This is a genomic window from Actinophytocola sp., assembly GCF_045807065.1.
In the GTDB taxonomy this organism is placed as follows: domain Bacteria; phylum Actinomycetota; class Actinomycetes; order Mycobacteriales; family Pseudonocardiaceae; genus Actinophytocola.
Map to the genome: position 1 here is coordinate 1 of NZ_JBJMIE010000394.1, position 18,603 is coordinate 18,603.

An 18,603-nucleotide genomic window follows, 5' to 3' on the forward strand; every position below is an offset into this window, starting at 1 on the left:
AGCACCCGCGGGCTGCGGGCGCTGGTGCGGTGCGTGCAGGTCTACGCGGCCGCGCAGGGCCGGCACTTCGTGGTGCCCGGCGACGTGCAGCGCCTCGTCGGTCCCGTGCTCGCGCACCGGCTCGTGCTCACCAGGGAGGCGCTGCTGGCCGGCACCACCACCGAGGACGTGGTCACCGACGTCGTCGACCGCGTGCCGGTGCCGCGGCCGCAGGGTCGGTGAGCGGAGCGTGTGGAGCGAACAATCAGGCACCGTGGCGCCGGGCGGCGGCGTGCGCCTCACCGCACGCGGGGTGAGCGCGCTGGTGCTCGGGCTGCTGCTGGTCGCGCTCGGCATCTGGTGGCGGTACCCGGGCGTGCTCGGGTTCGGCGCCGCGCTCGTGCTCCTCGTCGCGGCGGCGGTGGGGTCGGTGCTGCTGCCGGCGCCGGTGCGTGCCGAGCGGACGGTGCGGCCGCCGACCGTGCGCCGGCTCGGCGCGTGCACCGGGACGCTGGCCCTGACCAGCACGAGCCGCCGGCTGACGGTGCGACTCGACGCCGTGGACCTCATCGGCGGCACGCCGATCGGGATCGCGGTGCCACCCCTGCGCGCCGGTGCGCAGACCACTGTGGACTACCCGATCCCGACCACTCGGCGCGGGCTGCTGCCGGTCGGGCCGGTCGAGCTGCGCCGGCCGGGGCTCGCCGGGCTCGCCGCGGCGCGGCTGTCACTCGGCGATGTCACCGAGGTGCGGGTCGTGCCCCGGGTGCTGCCGGTGCGGGGCCTGCCGTCCGGGGCCCGGCGTGGCCACGTCGGCGCCGACGAGCGGGTGGAACGCGGCGGGACGGATCTGGTGGGACTGCGGGAGTACGTGCCGGGGGACGACCTGCGCCGGCTGCACTGGGCGACCAGCGCGCGCACGGGGGTGCTGATGGTGCGGGAGGACGCGGACCCGGCACGCCCGCACCTGGCCGTGCTGCTGGACGACCGGGCGGGCAGCCATCCGGACGCGGACGGCTTCGAGGACGCCGTGGAGACGGCCGCGTCGCTGGTGGCCGCGGCGGTGGCCGGCGGGCACCCGGTGCGGTTGATGTCGGCGTCCGGGGGCGTGGACATCGAGGTGCCGGCCGGGGTGGGGGAGGACGACACCACGCTGAGGGCGCTGGCCGGGATCCAAACGGTGTCCGATGTGGACACCGCGTTGTCGGTGCCGGTCCGCGACCTCGACGTGGTGGCCGTGGTGTCCGGGGCGGGGGCGGAGCGGGCCGCGTTGCTGCTGGAGGCCGGGCGTGCCTCGGTCGGCGTGGTCATGGTCGTCGACCCCACCGCCGACCGGCCCTCGGCGCATGCCGTCGGGGGCGCGCTGGTCCTCGCCGGGGCGCGGGTCGAGGACCTGGTTTCGTTGTGGGACACGGTGGTCGCATGACCGGGCGGGTGAGCGGATCGTCGTTGCCGGTGTTCGTGTGGCCGATCGCCGTGCTCGTCGTGGGGTGCTGGCAGCTCGCGGCCGGCTGGGCATCGCCGGTGGCGGCGGGCGTGTTCGCCGCGGCCGTGCTCGCGACGTACGGCGTGGTCCTCGGGGCGCGGGCCGCCCGGGTGCCGGCGAGTTTCGCCGTGCTCGCGGTGCTGACCGCCGCGGTCGTCGGCGCCTACTACGCCGCGCCCGCCGCCGAGCCCGTGCGGGCGGTGATCGACTCGGTGCCGCGGCTGCTGACCGCGCCGCGGCCGGCGCCGGTCACCGCGGACCTGCTCGTGCCGGGTGTGCTGCTGGTCGTGGTCGTGTCGCTGGTGAGCGCGCTTTCCGTGCGGGCGAGGGCGCTGGTGGTGCCGGCGGTCGGCGGTGCCGTGCTGTACGTCGCGGCGGCGCTGCTGACGGCCGGACAGGCGGACCCGCGCGGGTTCGGCGCACTGGTACTGCTCGCGGTGACCGGGCTCGGCTGGGTGCTGGTCGACCGCGGCCGGCGACGTGCACCCGTTGTGCCGCAGGCGGTCCTCGTCGTCGGGGTGGCGGCCGTCGCGCTGGCGGTCACGCTGCTGCCGGCCGGCAGGCCGTTCGAGCCACGCGACCTGGTCACGCCGCCGGTGCACGACCTGCCGGTGGCCAACCCGCTGCCGCGGCTGGCGTCCTGGGCGGCGAACGGCGACACCGAGCTGTTCCGGGTACGCGGCGGGGAAACGCCGATGCGGTTGATCGCCCTCGCGGACTACACGGGCGCGACCTGGCGGGCCTCCACCCTGTACGGCCCGGTCGGCACGGTCACGACGCTCGACCTGCCCGCCGGCGTCCGGCAGGTCGGCACGCGGGTCGAGGTGACCATCGGCAACCTCACCGGGCCGTGGCTCCCGACCGCGGGCCAGCCGACCGCGACGTCCGCCGAGGACGCCGTCGTCGACGCCAGCTCCGGGTCCATGGTGCTGCCGACCGGTGCGCGGCAGGGGTTCGACTACACCGTGGAGTCCACGGTGGACGGGCCGGCGGACGTGGACCTGCTCACCGCGAGCGTGCCGGACGGTGGCGCGGCAGGGCGGTACCTCGCGCTGCCGGAGCTGCCGTTCGCGTTCGCCGAGTACGCCCGGCGCACGGTGGCCGACGCGCGGACGCCGTTCGAGAAGGCGGTCGCCGTCGAGGAGGTGGTGCGCGCCGGGCGCAGGCCGAACGCGCAGGCGCCGGTCGGGTCGTCGTACGCGCGGCTGGAGACGTTCCTGTTCGGCGCCGCCGGCACCGCGGGGGCGAACGAGGGCACGGCCGAGCAGTTCGCGTCCGCCTACGCCGTGCTGGCCAGGGCGGTCGGGCTGCCGACCCGGGTGGTCGTCGGCTTCCAGCCGGTGGCGCCGGGGCCGGACGGCGTCGCGGTCGTGCGTGGCGCGGACGCGACCGCGTGGCCGGAGGTGTACTTCACCGGGTGGGGCTGGGTGCCGTTCGATCCGGTGTCCGGCACCGACGACGGGCCGGCGTCGGCGTCGCGGCGCGAGGTGATCAACCGGCTGGCGACGCCGACGTCGTCGCCGTCGGTCCCCGCGTCCTCGGGGCCGTCGATGCCGTCGAAGGCGCGCGTGCCCGCCGCGGCCGCCGCGCCGGTGCCGGCCCAGAAGCCGTGGTACCTGGTGCTTCTCGCACTGCCGGTGCTGGTGTTCGTGGTGCTGGGCGGGTTGCGGGCCGGCAGGCGGGCGCGGCTGCGCAGGGCGGGCGCGCCGGGCGCGTGGGCGTACGTGCTGGACTCGTTGCTGCTGGCCGGGCGCACGCCGGCGCGGGCCGCGCCGGCGCCGCGGATCGCGGGCGAGCTGGCGACTCCGGCGGCGACACGGCTGGCGCTCCTGGCCGACCGGGCGGCGTTCGCGCCCGAGGCGGCGCCGCCGGAGGTGGGACGGGTGGCGTGGCCGTTGGCGCTGCGGGTGCGGGCCGTGCTGCGGCGGCGGGTCCCGTGGTACCGCAGGCTGTTCTGGTCGGTGGACCCGCGTCCGCTCTGGCGCCGGTAGCGGGCGCTGGCCGGGTATTCCGCACATGGGCCGCTGACCTGCGGCGATGATCGGGATGCTGCTCCGGCTCAAGCTCGTGATCAGCCGAAATCGATCAGGTGCCGGAAACGGGGCTAGCGGTTCGTGCAGACCGGGTCGGACGCGCCGTGCTGGGTGGTCGGGTCGTCCGGGCCGAGGCCGATGACCTGGAAGCAGTACTGGTCCGCGGCCGGGTCGAGGTCGGCGACCGTGTAGGTGGTCGCGCCCGGCGCGATCGTCGCCAGTGCCTCGTGGTTCGCGTCCGTCACGTCCACGACCACGAACTGGGCCTTGCCCTTCGTCGGGTCGGACCACGTCAGCGCGATGCTCGCGCCCCGGTCGTCGAGCGGGCCGAGGGTCGGGGCGAACGCGGGGTCGCCGCCCGTCGCCGCAGCGGTGCCCGGCTCCGTCGTGGTGGCTGTTGTCGTGGTGGCCGTTGTCGTCGTGGTGGTCCGGGTCGTCGCCGACGGGTGCTGGGGCGTCGCCTGGTCGTTCCGGTCGAGGAGCTTCGGGACCACGAGGACCCCCACCGCCGCGCCCACCAGCACCGCGGCCGCCGCGATCAGCGGGCCGCGCCGGCTCCTCTTCCTGGGCGGCAGCCGCGGCCGCGCGATGGTCGTGGTCGGGTTCGGGTCCTCGTACAGCTCGGGGCGCCACGGCGCGGGCGCCGGCAGCGCCGCCACGGCGGGCCGCTCGGCCACCGGCGGCATCGGGCCGGTGAAGGGCGTCGGGGTGGGGCCGAAGTCGGGCAGTGCCGGGCCGTCGCTGATCCGGACGGTCAGACCCGCGAGCTCGCTGTTGGGACCGGCGATGGTCAGGTCGCGGTCCGTCGCGGACTGGTCCGGGGGAGGGAACGGGTCCGGCGGTGGGGTGGGCCGCGGGCCGAAGTCCGCCGGGAGCGCCGGCAGCCAGCCCGGTGCCGGGACGCGGACCGACGCCAGCGCCGCGCGCAGTGTCCCCGCGTCCGGGAACCGGTCCGCACGGCGCTTGCTCAGGCACCGCGCGACGATCGCGGCCAGCTCCGGCGGCACGTCCGAGCGCCGCAGCCGCCGCGGCTCGGTCGACCGCACCCGCTCCAGGTACGACAGGACCGTGTCCTCGTCGGGGTTGTCGGTGGAGAACGGCGGCGCGCCGTCGAGCAGGGTGAACAGCGTCGAGCCGAGCGACCACTGGTCGTCCGCGGGCGACGGGTCGCCGCCGCCCGTCGTCTGCGGTGCGGCGTGGCGGTAGCTGACCATCTGCAGCGACGTGGTGTGCGCGGCGTCGGCCATCCGTGCGATGCCGAAGTCGGCCAGCACGTACGACGTCGGCAGCACGAGGATGTTCTGCGGCTTGACGTCCCGGTGCAGGAACCCCTGCGAGTGCGCGAAGGCCAGCGCGTCGGCCACCGCCGTTCCCGCCGCCACCACGTCCGCCACCGGCAGCGGCCCGCGTTCGGCCAGCCGGTCCTGCAGGGACCCGTTGTCGTAGTACTCCATGACGATGCATGGCCGGCCGTCCGGCGTGGTGCCCGTGTCGATCACCGTCACGATGTGTGGGTGCTGGCGGCCCAGCCGTACGGTGATCTCCAGCTCGCGGCGGAAGCGGGCCAGCCGGGCGGGGTCGCTGACGTTGATCACCTTGACCGCCACGTACCGGCCCAGCCCGTCCTGCCACGCCCGGTAGACGACGCCTTCGCCGCCCTCGGCGATCCGCTGGAAGTCGCTGTACCCGGGAAGTCCCATCACACCCGGTTGTTCGGTGCGTGCCGGTGGGGCGGTTTGCTCGCCAGGTCTCGGTGCCCACGCACGAAGTTCGGCGTCCGGGTCGGTCACCCACCCAGTCTAGGGACGCGGGCGCCCCCGCAGACCCTGACCATCGAAAACGACTGTTGCACGTCCTGCTCGCCTGCGTATACTCGCGAACGAGTAATCGCGTACGAGGAGGCGGGCATGGTGACGGGACGGAAGGTGTCGAACCTGCTCGCGCTGGCCGTGCTCGGCACCGTCGTGCAGCGCCCGATGCACCCGTACGAGATGGCCTCGCTGTTGCGGGAACGCGGCAAGGACGAGGACATGCCGATCAAGTGGGGGTCGCTGTACACGGTCGTGCGCAACCTGACCAAGCACGGGTTCCTGGAGGTCGTCGACAGCCGGCGCGAGGGCGCCCGGCCGGAACGCACGATCTACCGGATCACCGAGGCGGGGCTCGCCGAGCTGCGCGACTGGACCCGTGAGCTGGTGGCCACGCCGCGGCCGGAGCACCCGCACTTCAAGGCGGGCCTGTCGATGCTGGCCGCGCTCACGCCGGACGAGGCGGCCGACGCGTTGCGTGCGCGGATCGCCGCACTGGAACAGGCGATCGCGGCGCAGCGGGCGGCGCTGGCCGGGCACGCGGACATACCCGAGCTGTTCCTCGTCGAGGACGACTACGAGCTGACCGTCCGCGCCGCCGAGCTGGCCTGGGTGCGCGAGCTGCTGGAGAGGTTGACCAACGAGACGTTCCCCGGTCAGGCGGCGTGGCGGAAGTGGCACGCCACCGGGGAGGTTCCACCGGAGTACGCCGCACTGGCCGACCGGGGGAGCACCGAGTGAGAAAGGCCCCGGCGGCGATGTTGCAGCATCCCCGCCGGGACCACCAATCCGCGAACCGAGCCGGGAGCCCGGTCCCCGAGGTGTGGCAACCACGAGGGTAAACCGTCTCCCGGGTCGCTTCGCGCCAACCCGAGGAGAGATTGTGGCCAAGGTGGGAACCGCGCTGGTGGTCGGCGGCGGGGTCGCCGGACCCGTCACGGCGCTGGCGTTGCGCAAGGCCGGCATCGACGCGACCGTCTACGAGGCGTACCCGAGCACCGCCGACGGCATCGGCGGCTCGCTCGCGATCGCGCCGAACGGCCTGGCCGCGCTGGAGGTCGTCGGCGCCAGGAAGGCCGTCGAGGACAACGGGATGCCGATCCCGAAGTCCGTGATGTCGTTCGGCGGCAGGGAGGTCGAGCTGCCCCGGCTCGCCGGGCTGCCGCCCATGCGGCTGATCAACCGCGGCGACCTGTACCGGGTGCTGTACGACGTCGCGGTCGCCGGCGGCGTCCGGTTCGAGCACGGCAGGCGGCTGGTGTCGATCGAGAGCGGCGACGGCGGGGTGACCGCCCGGTTCGCCGACGGCAGTGCCGCGACTGCCGACGTGCTGGTCGGCGCGGACGGCGTGCACTCGACCGTCCGCGGCCTCATCGACCCGGCCGCGCCGGGCCCCGGCTACACGGGCCTGCTCGGCTTCGAGGCCATCGTCGACCGGCCCGTGCCGAGCGAGACCGGCACGATGCGCTTCACCTTCGGCAGGCGGGCGTACTACCTGTACTGGCGGCTGCCCGACGGGCGCACGCAGCTCGGCATGAACCTGCCGTGGGAGCGGCCGATGAGCCTGCGCGAAGCGCGGGCCGTCCCGGCGGACGAGTGGTCGCGGCGGCTGCGCGAGGCGTACGGCGACGACGACCCGGGGGGCGACCTGGTCCGGCACATCGATCCCGCCGGGCTGGTCGCGCAGGGGGCGCTGCACATCATGCCGAAGGTGCCGACCTGGCACCGCGGCCGTGTGGTGCTGGTCGGCGACGCGGTGCACGCCCCGTCGAACAGCTCCGGGCAGGGCGCGTCGCAGGCCATCGAGAGCGGGCTCGAGCTGGCCCGCTGCCTGCGGGACCTGCCGGACGCGCGGTCGGCGTTCACCGCCTACGAGCGGCTGCGCCGCCCTCGGGTCGAACGCATCGCGGCCAACGCGGCGAAGATCAACCACGTGAAGGCGCCCGGGCCGCTCGTGCGGGCCATGATGCCGGTGCTGATGCGGTTGCTGCTGAAGACGGCGATGCGGCCGGAGAAGACCTTCGGCCCGGTGCAGCGGTACCGCGTCGACTGGTCGGCGCCGGTGGGTGCTGATGCGGTGGTGTCGTCGCCGTGACAGCATGCGGGCGTGGTTCCTGATCTCTCCGCCGACCTCTGCGCCCGGCTGCGCGAGGCGTTCCTGACCGCCGGCTACACCGCCGACGGCGTCGTGGGTGTGCTCGGCACGCAGGCACACGCCGCGCTCGGGCGCGGTGAGCCGGAACCGGCGCGGCGGGCCTGCCGGGACGCCGGCGCGCTCGGCACGTTGATCCGCCTGTTCCTGCTGGGCGACGCCGAGCCGGAGGCCGCCGTGCGCGCGGCGCTGGGGTCGGTGGACCTCGCCGACGCGGTCGCGGCGTCGGTGGTGACGCCGGCGGGCCGGGCCGGGCTGGACATCCGGCCGTACGAGGACGACTGGTGGGTCGTGGCCGACCTCGACTCCGAGCTGCGTGGCGGCGCCGTGCCCGCCGACCACGTGCTCGGCGTCGGCCACGCGTCGATCAACCTGGCCAGGGCCACGGCCCGCCGGCCGGTCGGCACGCTGCTCGACCTGGGCACCGGCTGCGGCGTCCAGGCGCTGCACGCCAGCACCCACGTGTCGTCGATCACCGCCACCGACGTGTCGGGGCGTGCCCTCGCCCTGGCGCGGGCGACGTTCCGGCTCAACGAGATCGACGTCGAGCTGTGTGAGGGGGAGTGGTTCGCGCCGGTCGCGGGGCGGCGGTTCGACCAGGTCGTGTGCAACCCGCCGTTCGTCGTCGGGCCGGCGCGGGTGGACTACACCTACCGCGACTCCGGCCTCGACGGCGACGGCGCGAGCGCGATGATCGTCCGGCAGCTCCCCGGCTTCCTCGCCGAGGGTGGCGTCGGGCAGCTGCTGGCCTCCTGGGTGCACCGCTCCGGTGAGGACTGGGCGGAGCGCGTCCGGTCGTGGCTGCCGCCCGGCGTGGACGCGTGGTTCGTGCAGCGCGACATCGCGGACCCGGCGCTGTACGTGGGCACGTGGTTGCGCGACGCCGGCATCGACCCGCGGTCGGCGGAAGGCCGCGCGAAGGCGAACGCGTGGCTGGACTGGTTCGCCGCCGGCGGGATCGAGGGCGTCGGGTTCGGGTACGTCACCCTGCGGCGCACCGGCTCGGCCGACGCCGAGGTGGTGTGCGAGGACCTGCGACACGCGTACGACGACCCGCTGGGCCCGGAGGCGTCGCGGTGGCTGGACAACGTCGCCTGGCTGCGCGACCACGACAAGTCCCTCCTGCGGACCAGGTTCACGGTGCCGGAGACGGTCGTGCTGGAGGAGGTGTCGGCCGCGGGCGAGGAGGGCTGGGCGCCGGTCGTGCGGCGCCTGCACCGCATGGACGGCCCCGGCTGGCAGCACGAGATCGACGAGCCGACGGCCAAGCTGCTCGCCGGCTGCCGCGGCGCGCTGCCGCTGGAGGACCTGCTGGCGCTGCTGGCGTACGCCTACGGCGAGGTGGACACCGAGGAGGCGCTGCGGGTGGTCCGTGACCTCGTCCGGCACGGCATGCTGACGGCGTGACCGTCAACTCCCCGACCCGTTCGAGCAGGTCGCCCGGCTGGCGGTCGAGCACCCGGCACCTGGCCTCCAGGGTGCTGAAGCGCACCGCCTTCGCGCGACCGTTCTCGAGCATGTCGATCGATGCTCATCGCATCTCGACGCGTCATTCTCCCTCCGGAACCTTCTTGGCCCGGCTCGGTGCGACCCGCGGCGGCTCGCCCGGCATCTTCGGGTAGACCGGGGGCCACGGGGCGTCCACCAACCCGTTCGCCCTGTCGCGCTCGTGAAGGGCCAGGAGTGGGGTCAGGTCCTGCGGGGTCATGGCCGCCCACGGGTCACCGTGTTCCGCGAGGCGGGTCGGGACGGTCGCCAGGGTCAGGTCGCGGGGTTCGATCGCCGCCAGTTCCGACCACGGGAACGGTGCGGAGACCTGGCCGTGCGGGTTGGCGCGGACGGACCACGCGCCGAACACCGTCTTGTGTGGAGCGTTCTGGTTGAAGTCGACGAAGACGCGGCTGCCGCGTTCCTCCTTCCACCACGCCGCCGTCATCAGGTCCGGGCGGCGGCGTTCCAGCTCACGGGCCACCGCGACCGCCGCGGAGCGCACCTCGACGCCGTCCCAGCGGGGGAGCAGGCGCACGTAGACGTGGATGCCCCGGCTGCCGGTCGTCTTCGGGAAGCTCGCCACGCCCAGCTCGTCCAGCAGGGCCTTCGTCTCGGCGGCGGCCTCCCGGATCATCGTGAACGTCACGCCGGGGCTCGGGTCGAGGTCGACGCGTAGCTCGTCGGCGTGGGCGGGGTCGGCCGCGGTGTTGGGCCACACGTGGAAGCCCAGGCAGCCCATGTTGACCGCCCACAGCACGTGTGCCAGGTCGACGGCCACCAGTGCGTTGGAGGTGGTGCCGTTCGGTGTGGACACGACCGTCGTCGTGAGCCACGGGTCGGCCTTCGTGGGGGTCACCCGCTTCTGGAAGAACGAGGAACCGCCTACGCCGTTGGGGAAGCGCTGCAGCAGCACCGGCCGGCCGCCCATCGCCGCCATCAGCGGCTCGGCCACCGCGAGGTAGTAGCGGGCGAGGTCCAGCTTGGTGTCGCCCCGCTCGGGGAAGAACACCTTGCCCGGGCTGGTGATCCGCACCGAACGGCCGGCCACCGCCAGGACCTCCACGTCGTCAGCTTTGGCCACGGCGCCGACCGTACCCCGCGGGTATGACAATCGCGTGGTGGCGGGGCCGCCGACCGGCCGGCACGCGGCGAACCCCACACCTGGTGTCGGGACGTGCGCGGAAAATGACGGCCGGCCTCGTCGCGCCCGGGATGGTGCGCCTTCTGACCTGCCAGGCGGACACGCCACGGGGGCGGCTCCCACAAGGCAGGGAAGGAGCCGCCCCCGTGACCGGATGGCACCGCGTCAGGCGATCTTGCCGGCGCCGGCACCGTTGATGACGTTCGTCCGCGCGGCGGATGCGGACTCGGCCGTGTACGAGTACGGGATGGCGTTCACGCCGGTGCCCGTGTTCGCGCAGGCGCCCGAGCCGACGAGCGTGTTGTTGCGCTGCACCAGGTTACCGGCCGGGGAGTCGCCCTGGCCGAGGTCGCACGCGCGGTTGGTGTTCTCGAAGTAGTTGGCCTCGACGAGAACCCCGGCCTCCATCGTGGACGCGACACCGTAGGAGGTCACGCCCTGGTAGTAGTTGTTGTACACGTGCACCGGGTTGCCGAACCGCACCCGCGGGTGCCGCTGGGTGGTGCCGGCGAACCAGTTGTGGTGGTAGGTGACGCGCAGGTGACCGCGGTCCTGGCTGCCGTTGTCGTCGCTGTGACCGAGCAGCATCGTCTTGTCGTGGTTCTGGAACTTGTTGAACGACACGGTGATGAAGTCCGAGCCGCGCTTGATGTCGAGCGCGCCGTCGGCGCTGTCGTTGAAGGTGTTGTGGTCGATCCAGATCTTCGTCGAGGAGTCCTGGACGTTGATCAGGTCGTCGCTGCCACCCTTGAGGTTCAGGTTCTGGATGATGACGTTGGTGGCGCCGTCGATGTCCAGACCGCCGCCGCCCTGGATGCCGGAGCTCGCGCCGACGCCGATGATCGTCTTGTTCGACGCGACGTCCTGCATGCCGGTGAACGACACCATGCCCTGCACCCGGATGACCGCGGCGCCGCTGGCCTTCATCGCGCTCACCAGGGCCGAGCCGGTGGTCACCGTGGTGACCGCCGCGTTGCCGCCGCCGGTGGTGCCGGCGCCGAAACCGGTCGGCGTGCCGACCGCGTGGGCGACGCCGCCGGAGGCCATGGTCAGTGCCGAGGCCGCGGCGACCGCGGCGATTCCGGCCAGTCCTCGTCTCACAACTGTCTTACGCATGACGCGTACCACTCCTTACTTGCAGGGATCTTCGTTGATCAACCGATCGCGAAGCTCGGGTGCGGCGGTTGGTTGTAGCCGGTGTTCTGCCAGGCGACCGCCTCGCGGTACTGCCGGTCCTGCATCAGCGATGGACGGCTGATGCTCGTGCTGTCGGTCGTCGAGTAGATCCGCAGCGCGTGGCTGTCCGAGGTCCGCCAGACGACCTCCTCGCGCCAGTCGCCGAGGATGTCGGCGGTCAGCGCCGGGGTGGACTTCGTGCCGTTGTTCGCCGCCACGCCGGAACCGGTCAGCAGCCGCGTGTCGCCACCGGTGCCGTACTTGTCGATGTGCGTGCCGTCGAGCAGCTCGCGCTGCGCGTCGCCGTCCCACCAGATCACGAAGTTCGTGGAACCCGGCTTGCGGCTGGCCACCTGGGATCCGTTGGTGGCGCTGCGCAACCCGCCGACCGCCGACGACCACACCTCGGCGCCCGGGTTGCCGGCCCAGATGTCCGCCGCCACACCGCGGCCGTTGTCGCAGCCACACGCCGGCGAGCTCCAGATGAGCTGGCCGGTCCGCGCGTCGGCGACGAAGTCGGCCGGGTCGGTGGTGTTCTCGGTCGGCTTGAAGACCTCGAGCCCGGCGCGGGACGGGATGAGGTCGGTGACGTGGTAGGAGTCGCCGTGGTGGGTGTTGTTCTGCCACAGGCCGGCGCCGTTGTCGTCGATCGCCATCGACCCGTACATGACCTCGTCACGGCCGTCGCCGTCCACGTCCGCGATGGACAGCTGGTGGTTGCCCTTGCCCGTCCACGCCGAGCCGTTGCTGGAGGAGCTGGAGTCGAACGTCCACCGCCTGGTCAGCGCGCCGTTGCGGAAGTCCCACGCCGACACCACGGACCGCGTGTAGTAGCCGCGTGCCTCGATGATGCTCGGCCGCGAACCGTCCACGTAGGCCGTGCCGGCGAGGAACCGGTCCACGCGGTTGCCGTAGCTGTCGCCCCACGACGACACCGTGCCGCGCGCCGGCACGTAGTCCGCGGTCGCCAGCACCGCGCCGTCGCTGCCGCGGAACACGGACAGGAACTCGGGGCCGGACAGGACGTAGCCGGACGAGTTGCGGTAGTCCGCGGTGGCGCTGCCGATCACCTGGCCGGTGCCCGACCGCGTGCCGTCGGCGGTCTTCATCACGACCTCGGCCCGGCCGTCGCCGTCGTAGTCGAACACCTGGAACTGGGTGTAGTGCGCGCCCGCCCGGATGTTGCGGCCGAGGTCGATGCGCCACAGCCGGGTGCCGTTGAGCTTGTAGGCGTCCAGGTAGACGTTGCCGGTGTAGCCGGACTGCGAGTTGTCCTTGGAGTTGCTGGGATCCCACTTCACCACGAACTCGTACTGGCCGTCGCCGTCCAGGTCGCCGACGCTCGCGTCGTTGGCGCTGTAGGTGTAGGCGACGCCGTCCGGTGTCGTGCCGCCGGCCGGGACCTGCAGCGGCACGTCCATGGCCGTCGCGAACGGCGTCACCTCGTCGTCCGCGGCCGCCGCCGTTCTCGCTTCGACGCCGTTCACCACCGGACGCACGTTGTACTTCGCGTCCGCCGGCGCGCCCGCGTCGAGCCAGCTCGTCACGCCGCTGACCTGTGTGACCCGGGTGCCGTCGCGGTAGACGTTGAACGCCACGCCCGTCGGGTCGCCGGTGAGCAGCCGCCAGCTGAGGAAGTTCCCCTTGTCCGACCGGACGCTGATCAGGCCGCGGTCGAGCTTCTCGGTGGTGCCGTTGGCATCCGCGAGCGCCGAGGCGGTGGCGGTCCGGTCGCCGTAGACGATCCCGCGGCCGTTGGTGCCCAGGTACACGCGGCCGTAGACCCGGGGGTCACCGGTGATGGCCTCGCCGGCGTTGCCGTACTGGTGCTGGTCGTCGTTGATCCGCACCCAGGTCGCGCCGCTGTCGTCCGACCGGTACACACCGGCGGTGCCGCCGACCGTCGCCAGCGAGTACAGCGCCGGGTAGGTCCTGCCGGTCGCGGCCTTGCCGAACCCGATGCTGGTCGCCTTGGCCACGGTGGACAGCTTGGTGAACGACGCACCCGAGTTGGTCGAGTGGAAGACGCCGGTGTCGCCGGCCAGCCAGATGTCGCCCTCGACGCCCGGCAGCGCCTTGAACTTGCCGGTCGCCGGCAGCCCGGTCGCCGCGGTCTGGGTGAACGTGGCGCCGCCGTTGGTGCTGACGTAGAAGCGGCCGCCGGACAGACCGTAGAACTTGGTGGCGTTCACCCGGTCGGACTCCACGACGGACTCGTTCGGCAGGCCCTGCGCCTGCGTCCAGGAGTTGCCGAAGCCGACCGAGTAGAACACCGGCTGGCCCTTGGGCGCCCACACGAACCGGCTGCCGTCGGCGGCGGCCGCCACGGTGCCGCCCTCGTTGATGCCACCGGGTTCGGTGCCCTGGAACCAGTTGGCGCCGCCGTCGGTCGAGAACGCCACGTGGCTGTCGCCCGGCCGGTCGGAGTCGGTGAAGTTCCCGGCCCGCACCATCACGCCCGGGCTCTTCTCCGCGAAGTCCAGGCTGGTCGTGGTCGTGAACACCGGCTGCGTGAACATCTTCGACGGCACGGCCGTGAGGCTGTCGTGCCGGAACCCGCCGATGTCGCCGAGTCCCGACACGAGCGGCGGGCCGGACGGCGGGCTGATCAGGTCCAGCACCGCGGTCTCCTCGAGGCCGGACACCATCGGGCGGATGGTGACCTTCTGGCCGGTGTCCCACGCCGTCAGGTTGGTCGTGCCGTAGACCGTCGCGCCCGTGCCGTACATCATCCGGTTGGAGTTGAACGGGTCGATCTCCACGGACTCGTTCATCCAGCCCAGCTTCGGCGTCACCTCGGGGGGTTGCGGGTTCGTGCCGAAGTTCAGCCACGGCACCGAGGAGATGTCCTGGGTGTAGCGCGTGGTGCGGTTCGGATAGCTGGCCCAGTCCCAGATCCGGGTCCAGGTCGCGCCGCCGTCGGTGCTGCGGAAGAAGATCGCGTCCGGCCACCACGACACCTGCGTCGCGACCATGAGCGTGTTCGGGTGCTGCCGGTCGACCGTCAGGCCGCTGTAGCCGAAGTAGTCGTCGGCGCTGGACGAGGGGATCGGGCTGATCTGGGTCCACGCGCCGGTCTGGGTGTTGTACTTCCACACGTCGCCCTTGCCGCCGTCGTAGGGGCCGCCGGTGTCGCTCGTGGCGATGTACAGCACGTGGTTGGTCTCGTCCAGCACGCCCTTGTGCGCGATGTACCCCGTGGGCTGGCCGGCGATCCGGGTCCACGTCGCGCCCGCGTCGGTGCTGCGGTAGACGGTGTTCTGGAGGTCGGCGACGCCGACGTAGATCGCGCGGGTCGGGCTGCCGGCGGTACCGCTCGACCTGTCGAAGCTCACCCACACCACGCCCGGCCGGTGCGAGAGGTAGCCGTTGGGATCACTGGGGTCCTGCGCCCAGTTGCCCGGGTTCGGGAAGCTCGTCACCTTCGACCAGCTGACGCCGGAGTTGGTGCTGCGCCACAGCCCGTTGCCCTCCGGGGCGCCGAGGTAGAGCACACGGTTGTCGTTCGGGTCGACCACCAGCCGCTCGCCCATGCCGCGGCCGGGCATGTTGCCGCCCAGCTTGAACGGCAGAGGACTGACCTGCCAGCTCGCGCCGCGGTCGGCGGAGCGCAGGATCGCGCCGTTGTTGGGGTCCCAGCTGTTGGTGTACATGCCCGCCGCCACGTAGACGCGGTTGGGGTCGACCGAGTCGGTGGCGAGGCTGACCACGCCGTTGTAGCCCCAGTTGTTCTGGCCGACCCAGTCGAGCAGGGGCACCCACCGGCCGGTGCTCTGGTTCCACCGGTAGGCACCGCCGATGTCGGTGCGGGCGTAGATCAGGTTGGCTTCGGTGCGGTTGAAGATGATGCCGGGGACGAAACCGCCGCCGGCGATCTCGACGTTGCGCCACGAGTACGTCTCCGCGGCGGGCGCCGCCGCCGCGGGAGCCGGTGACGCGTGGGGTGCGACGAGGGCTGCCGCGACGACCGCCACGGCGGCCAGTGCGTGGGTTATCCGCATGATCGACCACTTCCTTGTGGGATCGTTCACCGGGGGCGTGCTGCCGGTCGGCATGGGAGGGAAACCACTCGATGTCCACTGAGGAGCATTCGGGAGGTGCGCTCCGGGGCGCGGGAGCTGGGAGCGCTCCCAGCCGAGATGAACAAATTGTTAGCACCCGAGTGCGACGCGTGTCAACGGGGGAAGCGCTTTCCTGGCTTTCTGGGGATGCACCGTAAGTGTGAACGTTAACAAGTATGCCCAGCTCGGCGCGCCGCGACGCCGATCATTAACGATCACGCGAAGATCGGGTGTCCGGCCGACCAGTTGACGGGCGTCGACGAGCGGCTCTAACGTGGTAGGCAAGCGCTTTCCTGACGACGGTCTGTCGTCTTCGAGCTGAGGAGTGGCAACGATGCCTCGACCCTTGGGTGCGCGTGCCGGTGGTGGCGATCTCCCGCGCCGGTTCGACCGAAGAAAGCTGCTGGTGGCGGGTGCCGCGGGCGTCGCTGGGAGCGCTCTCGGGACACGTGGGGCCCGGGCGGCGACGTGGGAGACCGTGCTCGACGCCTCCTTCACGAACCGGCAGACGCTCGAAGCGTCGTGGAACTACCTGTACCCCTGGGGATCCGACCACAACGGCTCCGCCCGGATGTACGCCAGCTCGACCGACATCAGTCACCTCTACCTGGAGAGCTCGGGCGTGCTGGCGATCAAGGCCAGCCGCATCACCGGGGACGAGGGCACCAGCTCGGCCGACCCGCACCTGCCCATCCACTACCACTCCGGCGCCATCCACGCGAGATCCCAGGTCGTCGTCACCGACCAGTTCCCGAACTGGGAGGTCAGGGGCGAGTTCCAGGCGCCGTCGGCGCGGGGCACCTGGCCGGCCTTCTGGCTCACCGGGGTGAACAGCTGGCCGCCGGAGAGCGACATCCTGGAGTTCAAGGGGGATGGGCGGAACTGGTTCAACACCTACAGGAACGCGAGCGGCGCGTGGTCGAACACCGTCGTCCCGGTCTCGAACCCGGGTGGCTGGCACGGCTACCGCGCCTGGATCACGAAGGTCAACGCCACGGACGTCGACATCCACTACTACCTCGACGGCGGCTGGGTGGGACAGCACCGCGGCGCCAACTTCGTGAACAAGCCGATGTGGTTGATCATCAACCTGCAGATGGAGGGCTCGTCGGGATCGCCGGGCCCCACGGCCGACACGATCTACCGGGCCCGCGACGTGTACATGGGACGAACCCGGGCCTAGCCGACAGGCGTGCGGAGCGTCCACCGACCGGACTGTCCCGACAGGACGGTCCGGGACAGTGGTGGCACGTCGATCCGCCAGAACGACCGCGGTGTGGCCAGGATCGCGTGTACGACCGCCGCCTTGACGACCGCCGGGTGGGTGACCGCCACGATCTTGCGGTGGTCGTCCGGGAGTCCGTCGAGCCAGCTGCCCACCCGGTCGATCAGGTCCAGTGTGGACTCACCGCCGTGCGGGGTCGCCGACGGCTCGGTGAGCCACCCGGTGACGCCCGCCGGGTCCGCCGCCGTCACCTCGTCCAGGGTCCGCCCGCGCCAGGTGCCGTAGTCGCAGTCGCGCAGCGTGTCCTCGACGGTGGCGGACAGGCCCAGTGCCGCCGCGGTCTGGCGGCAGCTCGGCTCCGGGGCGGTCAGATAGGTGTCCGCGCGGACGGGGGCCGGGGGCGGGGGCGTCTCGATCGGCTCGTCTGCCGGGAACGCGGCGCGGCGCGTCGCCCGGGTGGCGGCGTGGCACAGGAGGACAACACGGCTGGTCATTCGGCTCCCACGGGTGGTACGTTCCCAGAGACCTTGATGGTACGAGGAAGCCGGTGAGATTCCGGCACGGTCGCGCCGCTGTATGTGCCCGCCGGGCACGAGTCAGACCCCGTACCGTTCTTCCGCTCCACTACACGGGTCGCACGAACCCGAGGAGGCGACATGTCGCACGCAGTCGACGCCCCCACGCCCCTGCACATTCCCGCGATCCCGGTGCGCCAGGTCCTGCCCTGGGCCGTGTTCGCCGGGCTGCTCCTGCTGCTGGTGATGTACTTCGTCAGCACCGAGCAGGGCGCGCTCTCGCTCTTCGGCGGCGCCAACGTGCACGAGTTCGTGCACGACGGCCGCCACCTGCTCGGCTTCCCCTGCCACTGACGCCGATGTCCATGCGCTCCCTGCTGGTGTGGGGTCTGCTCGCCGGGTTGCTCGGTGGCGTGCTCGCGTTCGGTTTCGCGTCCGTGTACGGCGAGCCGCCGGTCGACGCCGCCATCGCGATCGAGGAACAGGGCGGTGGCCACGACCACGGCACCACCGAGGACGACGCGCCCGTGTCCCGTGACGTGCAGAGCACGCTCGGGCTCGCGGTCGCGACGTGTGCGTTCGGCACCGCGCTCGGCGGGCTCGTCGCGCTGGTGTTCGCCTTCGCCAACGGCCGGCTGCGCACGCGCTCGCCGCGGGCGACCGTGGGCGCCGTCATCGCGATCGGGTTCGTGGCCGTGGTGCTCGTGCCGTACGTCATCTACCCGCCGAACCCGCCGGCCGTCGGGCACGCCGACACCATCGGCGACCGGGCGGCCGCGTACTTCGGCATCATGGCGATCTCGGTGGTCCTCGCCATCGCGGCCGTGTACGTGGGCCGCACCGGCGCGCTGGCCGCGGTCGGCGCGGCGCTCGGCTACGTGGTGGCCGTGGCGGTCGCCGGTGCGTTGCTGCCGGACTTCGACGAGGTGCCGCACGACTTCCCGGCCCAGACGTTGTGGGACTTCCGGCTCGCGTCGCTCGGCACTCAGGTGGTGCTGTGGGCCGCGGTCGGCGTCGCGTTCGCCGCGCTGCTGGCGCGGGCCACGAACCGGGCGACCGCGGTGGGCACCGCGGCCGGGTGAATGTGCACATAGGACGCGTGCACCCGGTCGGTGGCGAAACCGTCCGAGCCGCCGCGCCACCGCCACGCCGGCCGCTCGCCGTGCCGCGGGGTGACGGTCGTGCGGTGGAACTCGTGGCCGGTGAGGCGGGTGCCGGCCGGGTACAGCAGGGTGTCGTCGGTCGCGACGACGTCCCGGTAGCCGAGCGTGAGGCGGTCGGTCATGGTGGCCTCGGCGTCCACCAGGCCGCACATCGGTTGTCCGTCGAGGGAACTCGTGAGGTAGAGGAGACCGGCGCACTCGGCGTGGATCGGTGCGGTGGTGCTGCCGATGGCCCGTCTCAGTGCGGCGTTGGCGGACAGCTCGGGCGCGTACTGTTCGGGGAACCCGCCGGGCAGGACGATTCCGGCGGTGTTGTCCGGTAGCGCGGTGTCGCGCAACGGGTCCAGGGTCACCACGTCGGCGCCGGCCGCGC

The 18,603-nt window shown here is 72.6% G+C and carries 13 protein-coding genes, 3 pseudogenes and 1 riboswitch; of the genes and pseudogenes, 9 read left to right on the forward strand and 7 right to left on the reverse strand.

The window, feature by feature from the left end; translation table 11 throughout:
• The 3 genes and pseudogenes from ACJ73U_RS23020 to ACJ73U_RS23030 form a co-directional block, all read left to right on the forward strand.
• Positions 1-222, forward strand: a pseudogene (locus tag ACJ73U_RS23020) (ATPase); the annotation flags it as partial.
• A gap of 31 nt (positions 223-253) precedes the next feature.
• On the forward strand, positions 254-1,405 hold the full coding sequence (locus tag ACJ73U_RS23025) for a DUF58 domain-containing protein (RefSeq protein ID WP_407779762.1): 1,152 nt from the start codon (positions 254-256) through the stop codon (positions 1,403-1,405).
• Complete coding sequence (locus tag ACJ73U_RS23030; RefSeq protein ID WP_407779763.1) at positions 1,402-3,456, forward strand: DUF3488 and transglutaminase-like domain-containing protein; 2,055 nt, start codon at positions 1,402-1,404, stop codon at positions 3,454-3,456. Before ACJ73U_RS23025 ends, ACJ73U_RS23030 begins: the two co-directional genes overlap by 4 nt.
• 113 nt (positions 3,457-3,569) lie before the next feature.
• Here the strand turns inward: ACJ73U_RS23030 and ACJ73U_RS23035 are convergent, their stop codons facing one another.
• Positions 3,570-5,288 carry a serine/threonine-protein kinase gene (locus ACJ73U_RS23035; protein ID WP_407779764.1) on the reverse strand — a complete coding sequence of 573 codons (1,719 nt, stop codon included), beginning with the start codon at positions 5,286-5,288 and terminating at the stop codon, positions 3,570-3,572.
• Positions 5,289-5,405: 117 nt separating this feature from the next.
• Here ACJ73U_RS23035 and ACJ73U_RS23040 point away from each other — a divergent pair, with 117 nt between their 5' ends.
• The 3 genes from ACJ73U_RS23040 to ACJ73U_RS23050 all read left to right on the forward strand — a co-directional run bounded on the left by ACJ73U_RS23040 (position 5,406) and on the right by ACJ73U_RS23050 (position 8,865).
• On the forward strand, positions 5,406-6,047 hold the full coding sequence (locus ACJ73U_RS23040) for a PadR family transcriptional regulator (protein ID WP_407779765.1): 642 nt from the start codon (positions 5,406-5,408) through the stop codon (positions 6,045-6,047).
• 142 nt (positions 6,048-6,189) lie between these two features.
• Positions 6,190-7,401: an FAD-dependent monooxygenase gene (locus tag ACJ73U_RS23045; RefSeq protein WP_407779766.1), complete on the forward strand. Its 1,212-nt coding sequence runs from the start codon at positions 6,190-6,192 to the stop codon at positions 7,399-7,401.
• 12 nt (positions 7,402-7,413) lie between these two features.
• Positions 7,414-8,865, forward strand: coding sequence for a methyltransferase (locus ACJ73U_RS23050; RefSeq protein WP_407779767.1), 1,452 nt, complete (start codon positions 7,414-7,416; stop codon positions 8,863-8,865).
• 13 nt (positions 8,866-8,878) lie between these two features.
• Here the strand turns inward: ACJ73U_RS23050 and ACJ73U_RS23055 are convergent.
• The 4 genes and pseudogenes from ACJ73U_RS23055 to ACJ73U_RS23070 form a co-directional block, all read right to left on the reverse strand.
• Positions 8,879-8,974: pseudogene (locus ACJ73U_RS23055) on the reverse strand (helix-turn-helix domain-containing protein); the annotation flags it as partial.
• Positions 8,975-9,007: 33 nt separating this feature from the next.
• Positions 9,008-10,030, reverse strand: coding sequence for a non-homologous end-joining DNA ligase (gene ligD, locus ACJ73U_RS23060; RefSeq protein ID WP_407779768.1), 1,023 nt, complete (start codon positions 10,028-10,030; stop codon positions 9,008-9,010).
• Between the two features lie 225 nt (positions 10,031-10,255).
• On the reverse strand, positions 10,256-11,206 hold the full coding sequence (locus ACJ73U_RS23065; protein WP_407779769.1) for a polysaccharide lyase family 1 protein: 951 nt from the start codon (positions 11,204-11,206) through the stop codon (positions 10,256-10,258).
• A 38-nt stretch (positions 11,207-11,244) separates the two neighbouring features.
• Positions 11,245-15,267, reverse strand: coding sequence for a hypothetical protein (locus ACJ73U_RS23070; protein WP_407779770.1), 4,023 nt, complete (start codon positions 15,265-15,267; stop codon positions 11,245-11,247).
• A 394-nt stretch (positions 15,268-15,661) separates the two neighbouring features.
• On the opposite strand from ACJ73U_RS23070, the gene ACJ73U_RS23075 reads away from it, so the two are divergent.
• Positions 15,662-16,510, forward strand: coding sequence for a family 16 glycosylhydrolase (locus ACJ73U_RS23075; protein WP_407779771.1), 849 nt, complete (start codon positions 15,662-15,664; stop codon positions 16,508-16,510).
• Here ACJ73U_RS23075 and ACJ73U_RS23080 read toward each other — a convergent pair.
• On the reverse strand, positions 16,507-17,046 hold the full coding sequence (locus ACJ73U_RS23080; protein ID WP_407779772.1) for a histidine phosphatase family protein: 540 nt from the start codon (positions 17,044-17,046) through the stop codon (positions 16,507-16,509). The genes ACJ73U_RS23075 and ACJ73U_RS23080 overlap by 4 nt on opposite strands.
• Positions 17,047-17,177: riboswitch (cobalamin riboswitch) on the forward strand.
• Positions 17,178-17,208: 31 nt separating this feature from the next.
• Here ACJ73U_RS23080 and ACJ73U_RS23085 point away from each other — a divergent pair.
• Both ACJ73U_RS23085 and ACJ73U_RS23090 read left to right on the forward strand, forming a co-directional pair.
• Positions 17,209-17,421 (forward strand): CbtB-domain containing protein, encoded by a 213-nt coding sequence (locus ACJ73U_RS23085; RefSeq protein ID WP_407779773.1) that lies wholly within the window; start codon positions 17,209-17,211, stop codon positions 17,419-17,421.
• Positions 17,422-17,426: 5 nt separating this feature from the next.
• The gene (locus tag ACJ73U_RS23090) at positions 17,427-18,149 is read left to right on the forward strand and encodes a CbtA family protein (RefSeq protein ID WP_407779774.1); all 723 of its coding nucleotides are present in this window, start codon (positions 17,427-17,429) and stop codon (positions 18,147-18,149) included.
• Here ACJ73U_RS23090 and ACJ73U_RS23095 read toward each other — a convergent pair.
• Positions 18,053-18,603: pseudogene (locus tag ACJ73U_RS23095) on the reverse strand (cobyrinate a,c-diamide synthase); the annotation flags it as partial. The gene ACJ73U_RS23090 and the pseudogene ACJ73U_RS23095 overlap by 97 nt on opposite strands.

Coding starts and splice junctions, on each gene's coding strand:
- ACJ73U_RS23030 (WP_407779763.1), top strand. CDS start 1,402: ATGACCGGGCGGGTGAGCGGATCGTCGTTGCCGGTGTTCGTGTGGCCG.
- ACJ73U_RS23040 (WP_407779765.1), top strand. CDS start 5,406: ATGGTGACGGGACGGAAGGTGTCGAACCTGCTCGCGCTGGCCGTGCTC.
- ACJ73U_RS23065 (WP_407779769.1), bottom strand. CDS start 11,206: ATGCGTAAGACAGTTGTGAGACGAGGACTGGCCGGAATCGCCGCGGTC.
- ACJ73U_RS23070 (WP_407779770.1), bottom strand. CDS start 15,267: ATGCGGATAACCCACGCACTGGCCGCCGTGGCGGTCGTCGCGGCAGCC.
- ACJ73U_RS23075 (WP_407779771.1), top strand. CDS start 15,662: ATGCCTCGACCCTTGGGTGCGCGTGCCGGTGGTGGCGATCTCCCGCGC.
- ACJ73U_RS23080 (WP_407779772.1), bottom strand. CDS start 17,046: ATGACCAGCCGTGTTGTCCTCCTGTGCCACGCCGCCACCCGGGCGACG.
- ACJ73U_RS23085 (WP_407779773.1), top strand. CDS start 17,209: ATGTCGCACGCAGTCGACGCCCCCACGCCCCTGCACATTCCCGCGATC.
- ACJ73U_RS23090 (WP_407779774.1), top strand. CDS start 17,427: ATGTCCATGCGCTCCCTGCTGGTGTGGGGTCTGCTCGCCGGGTTGCTC.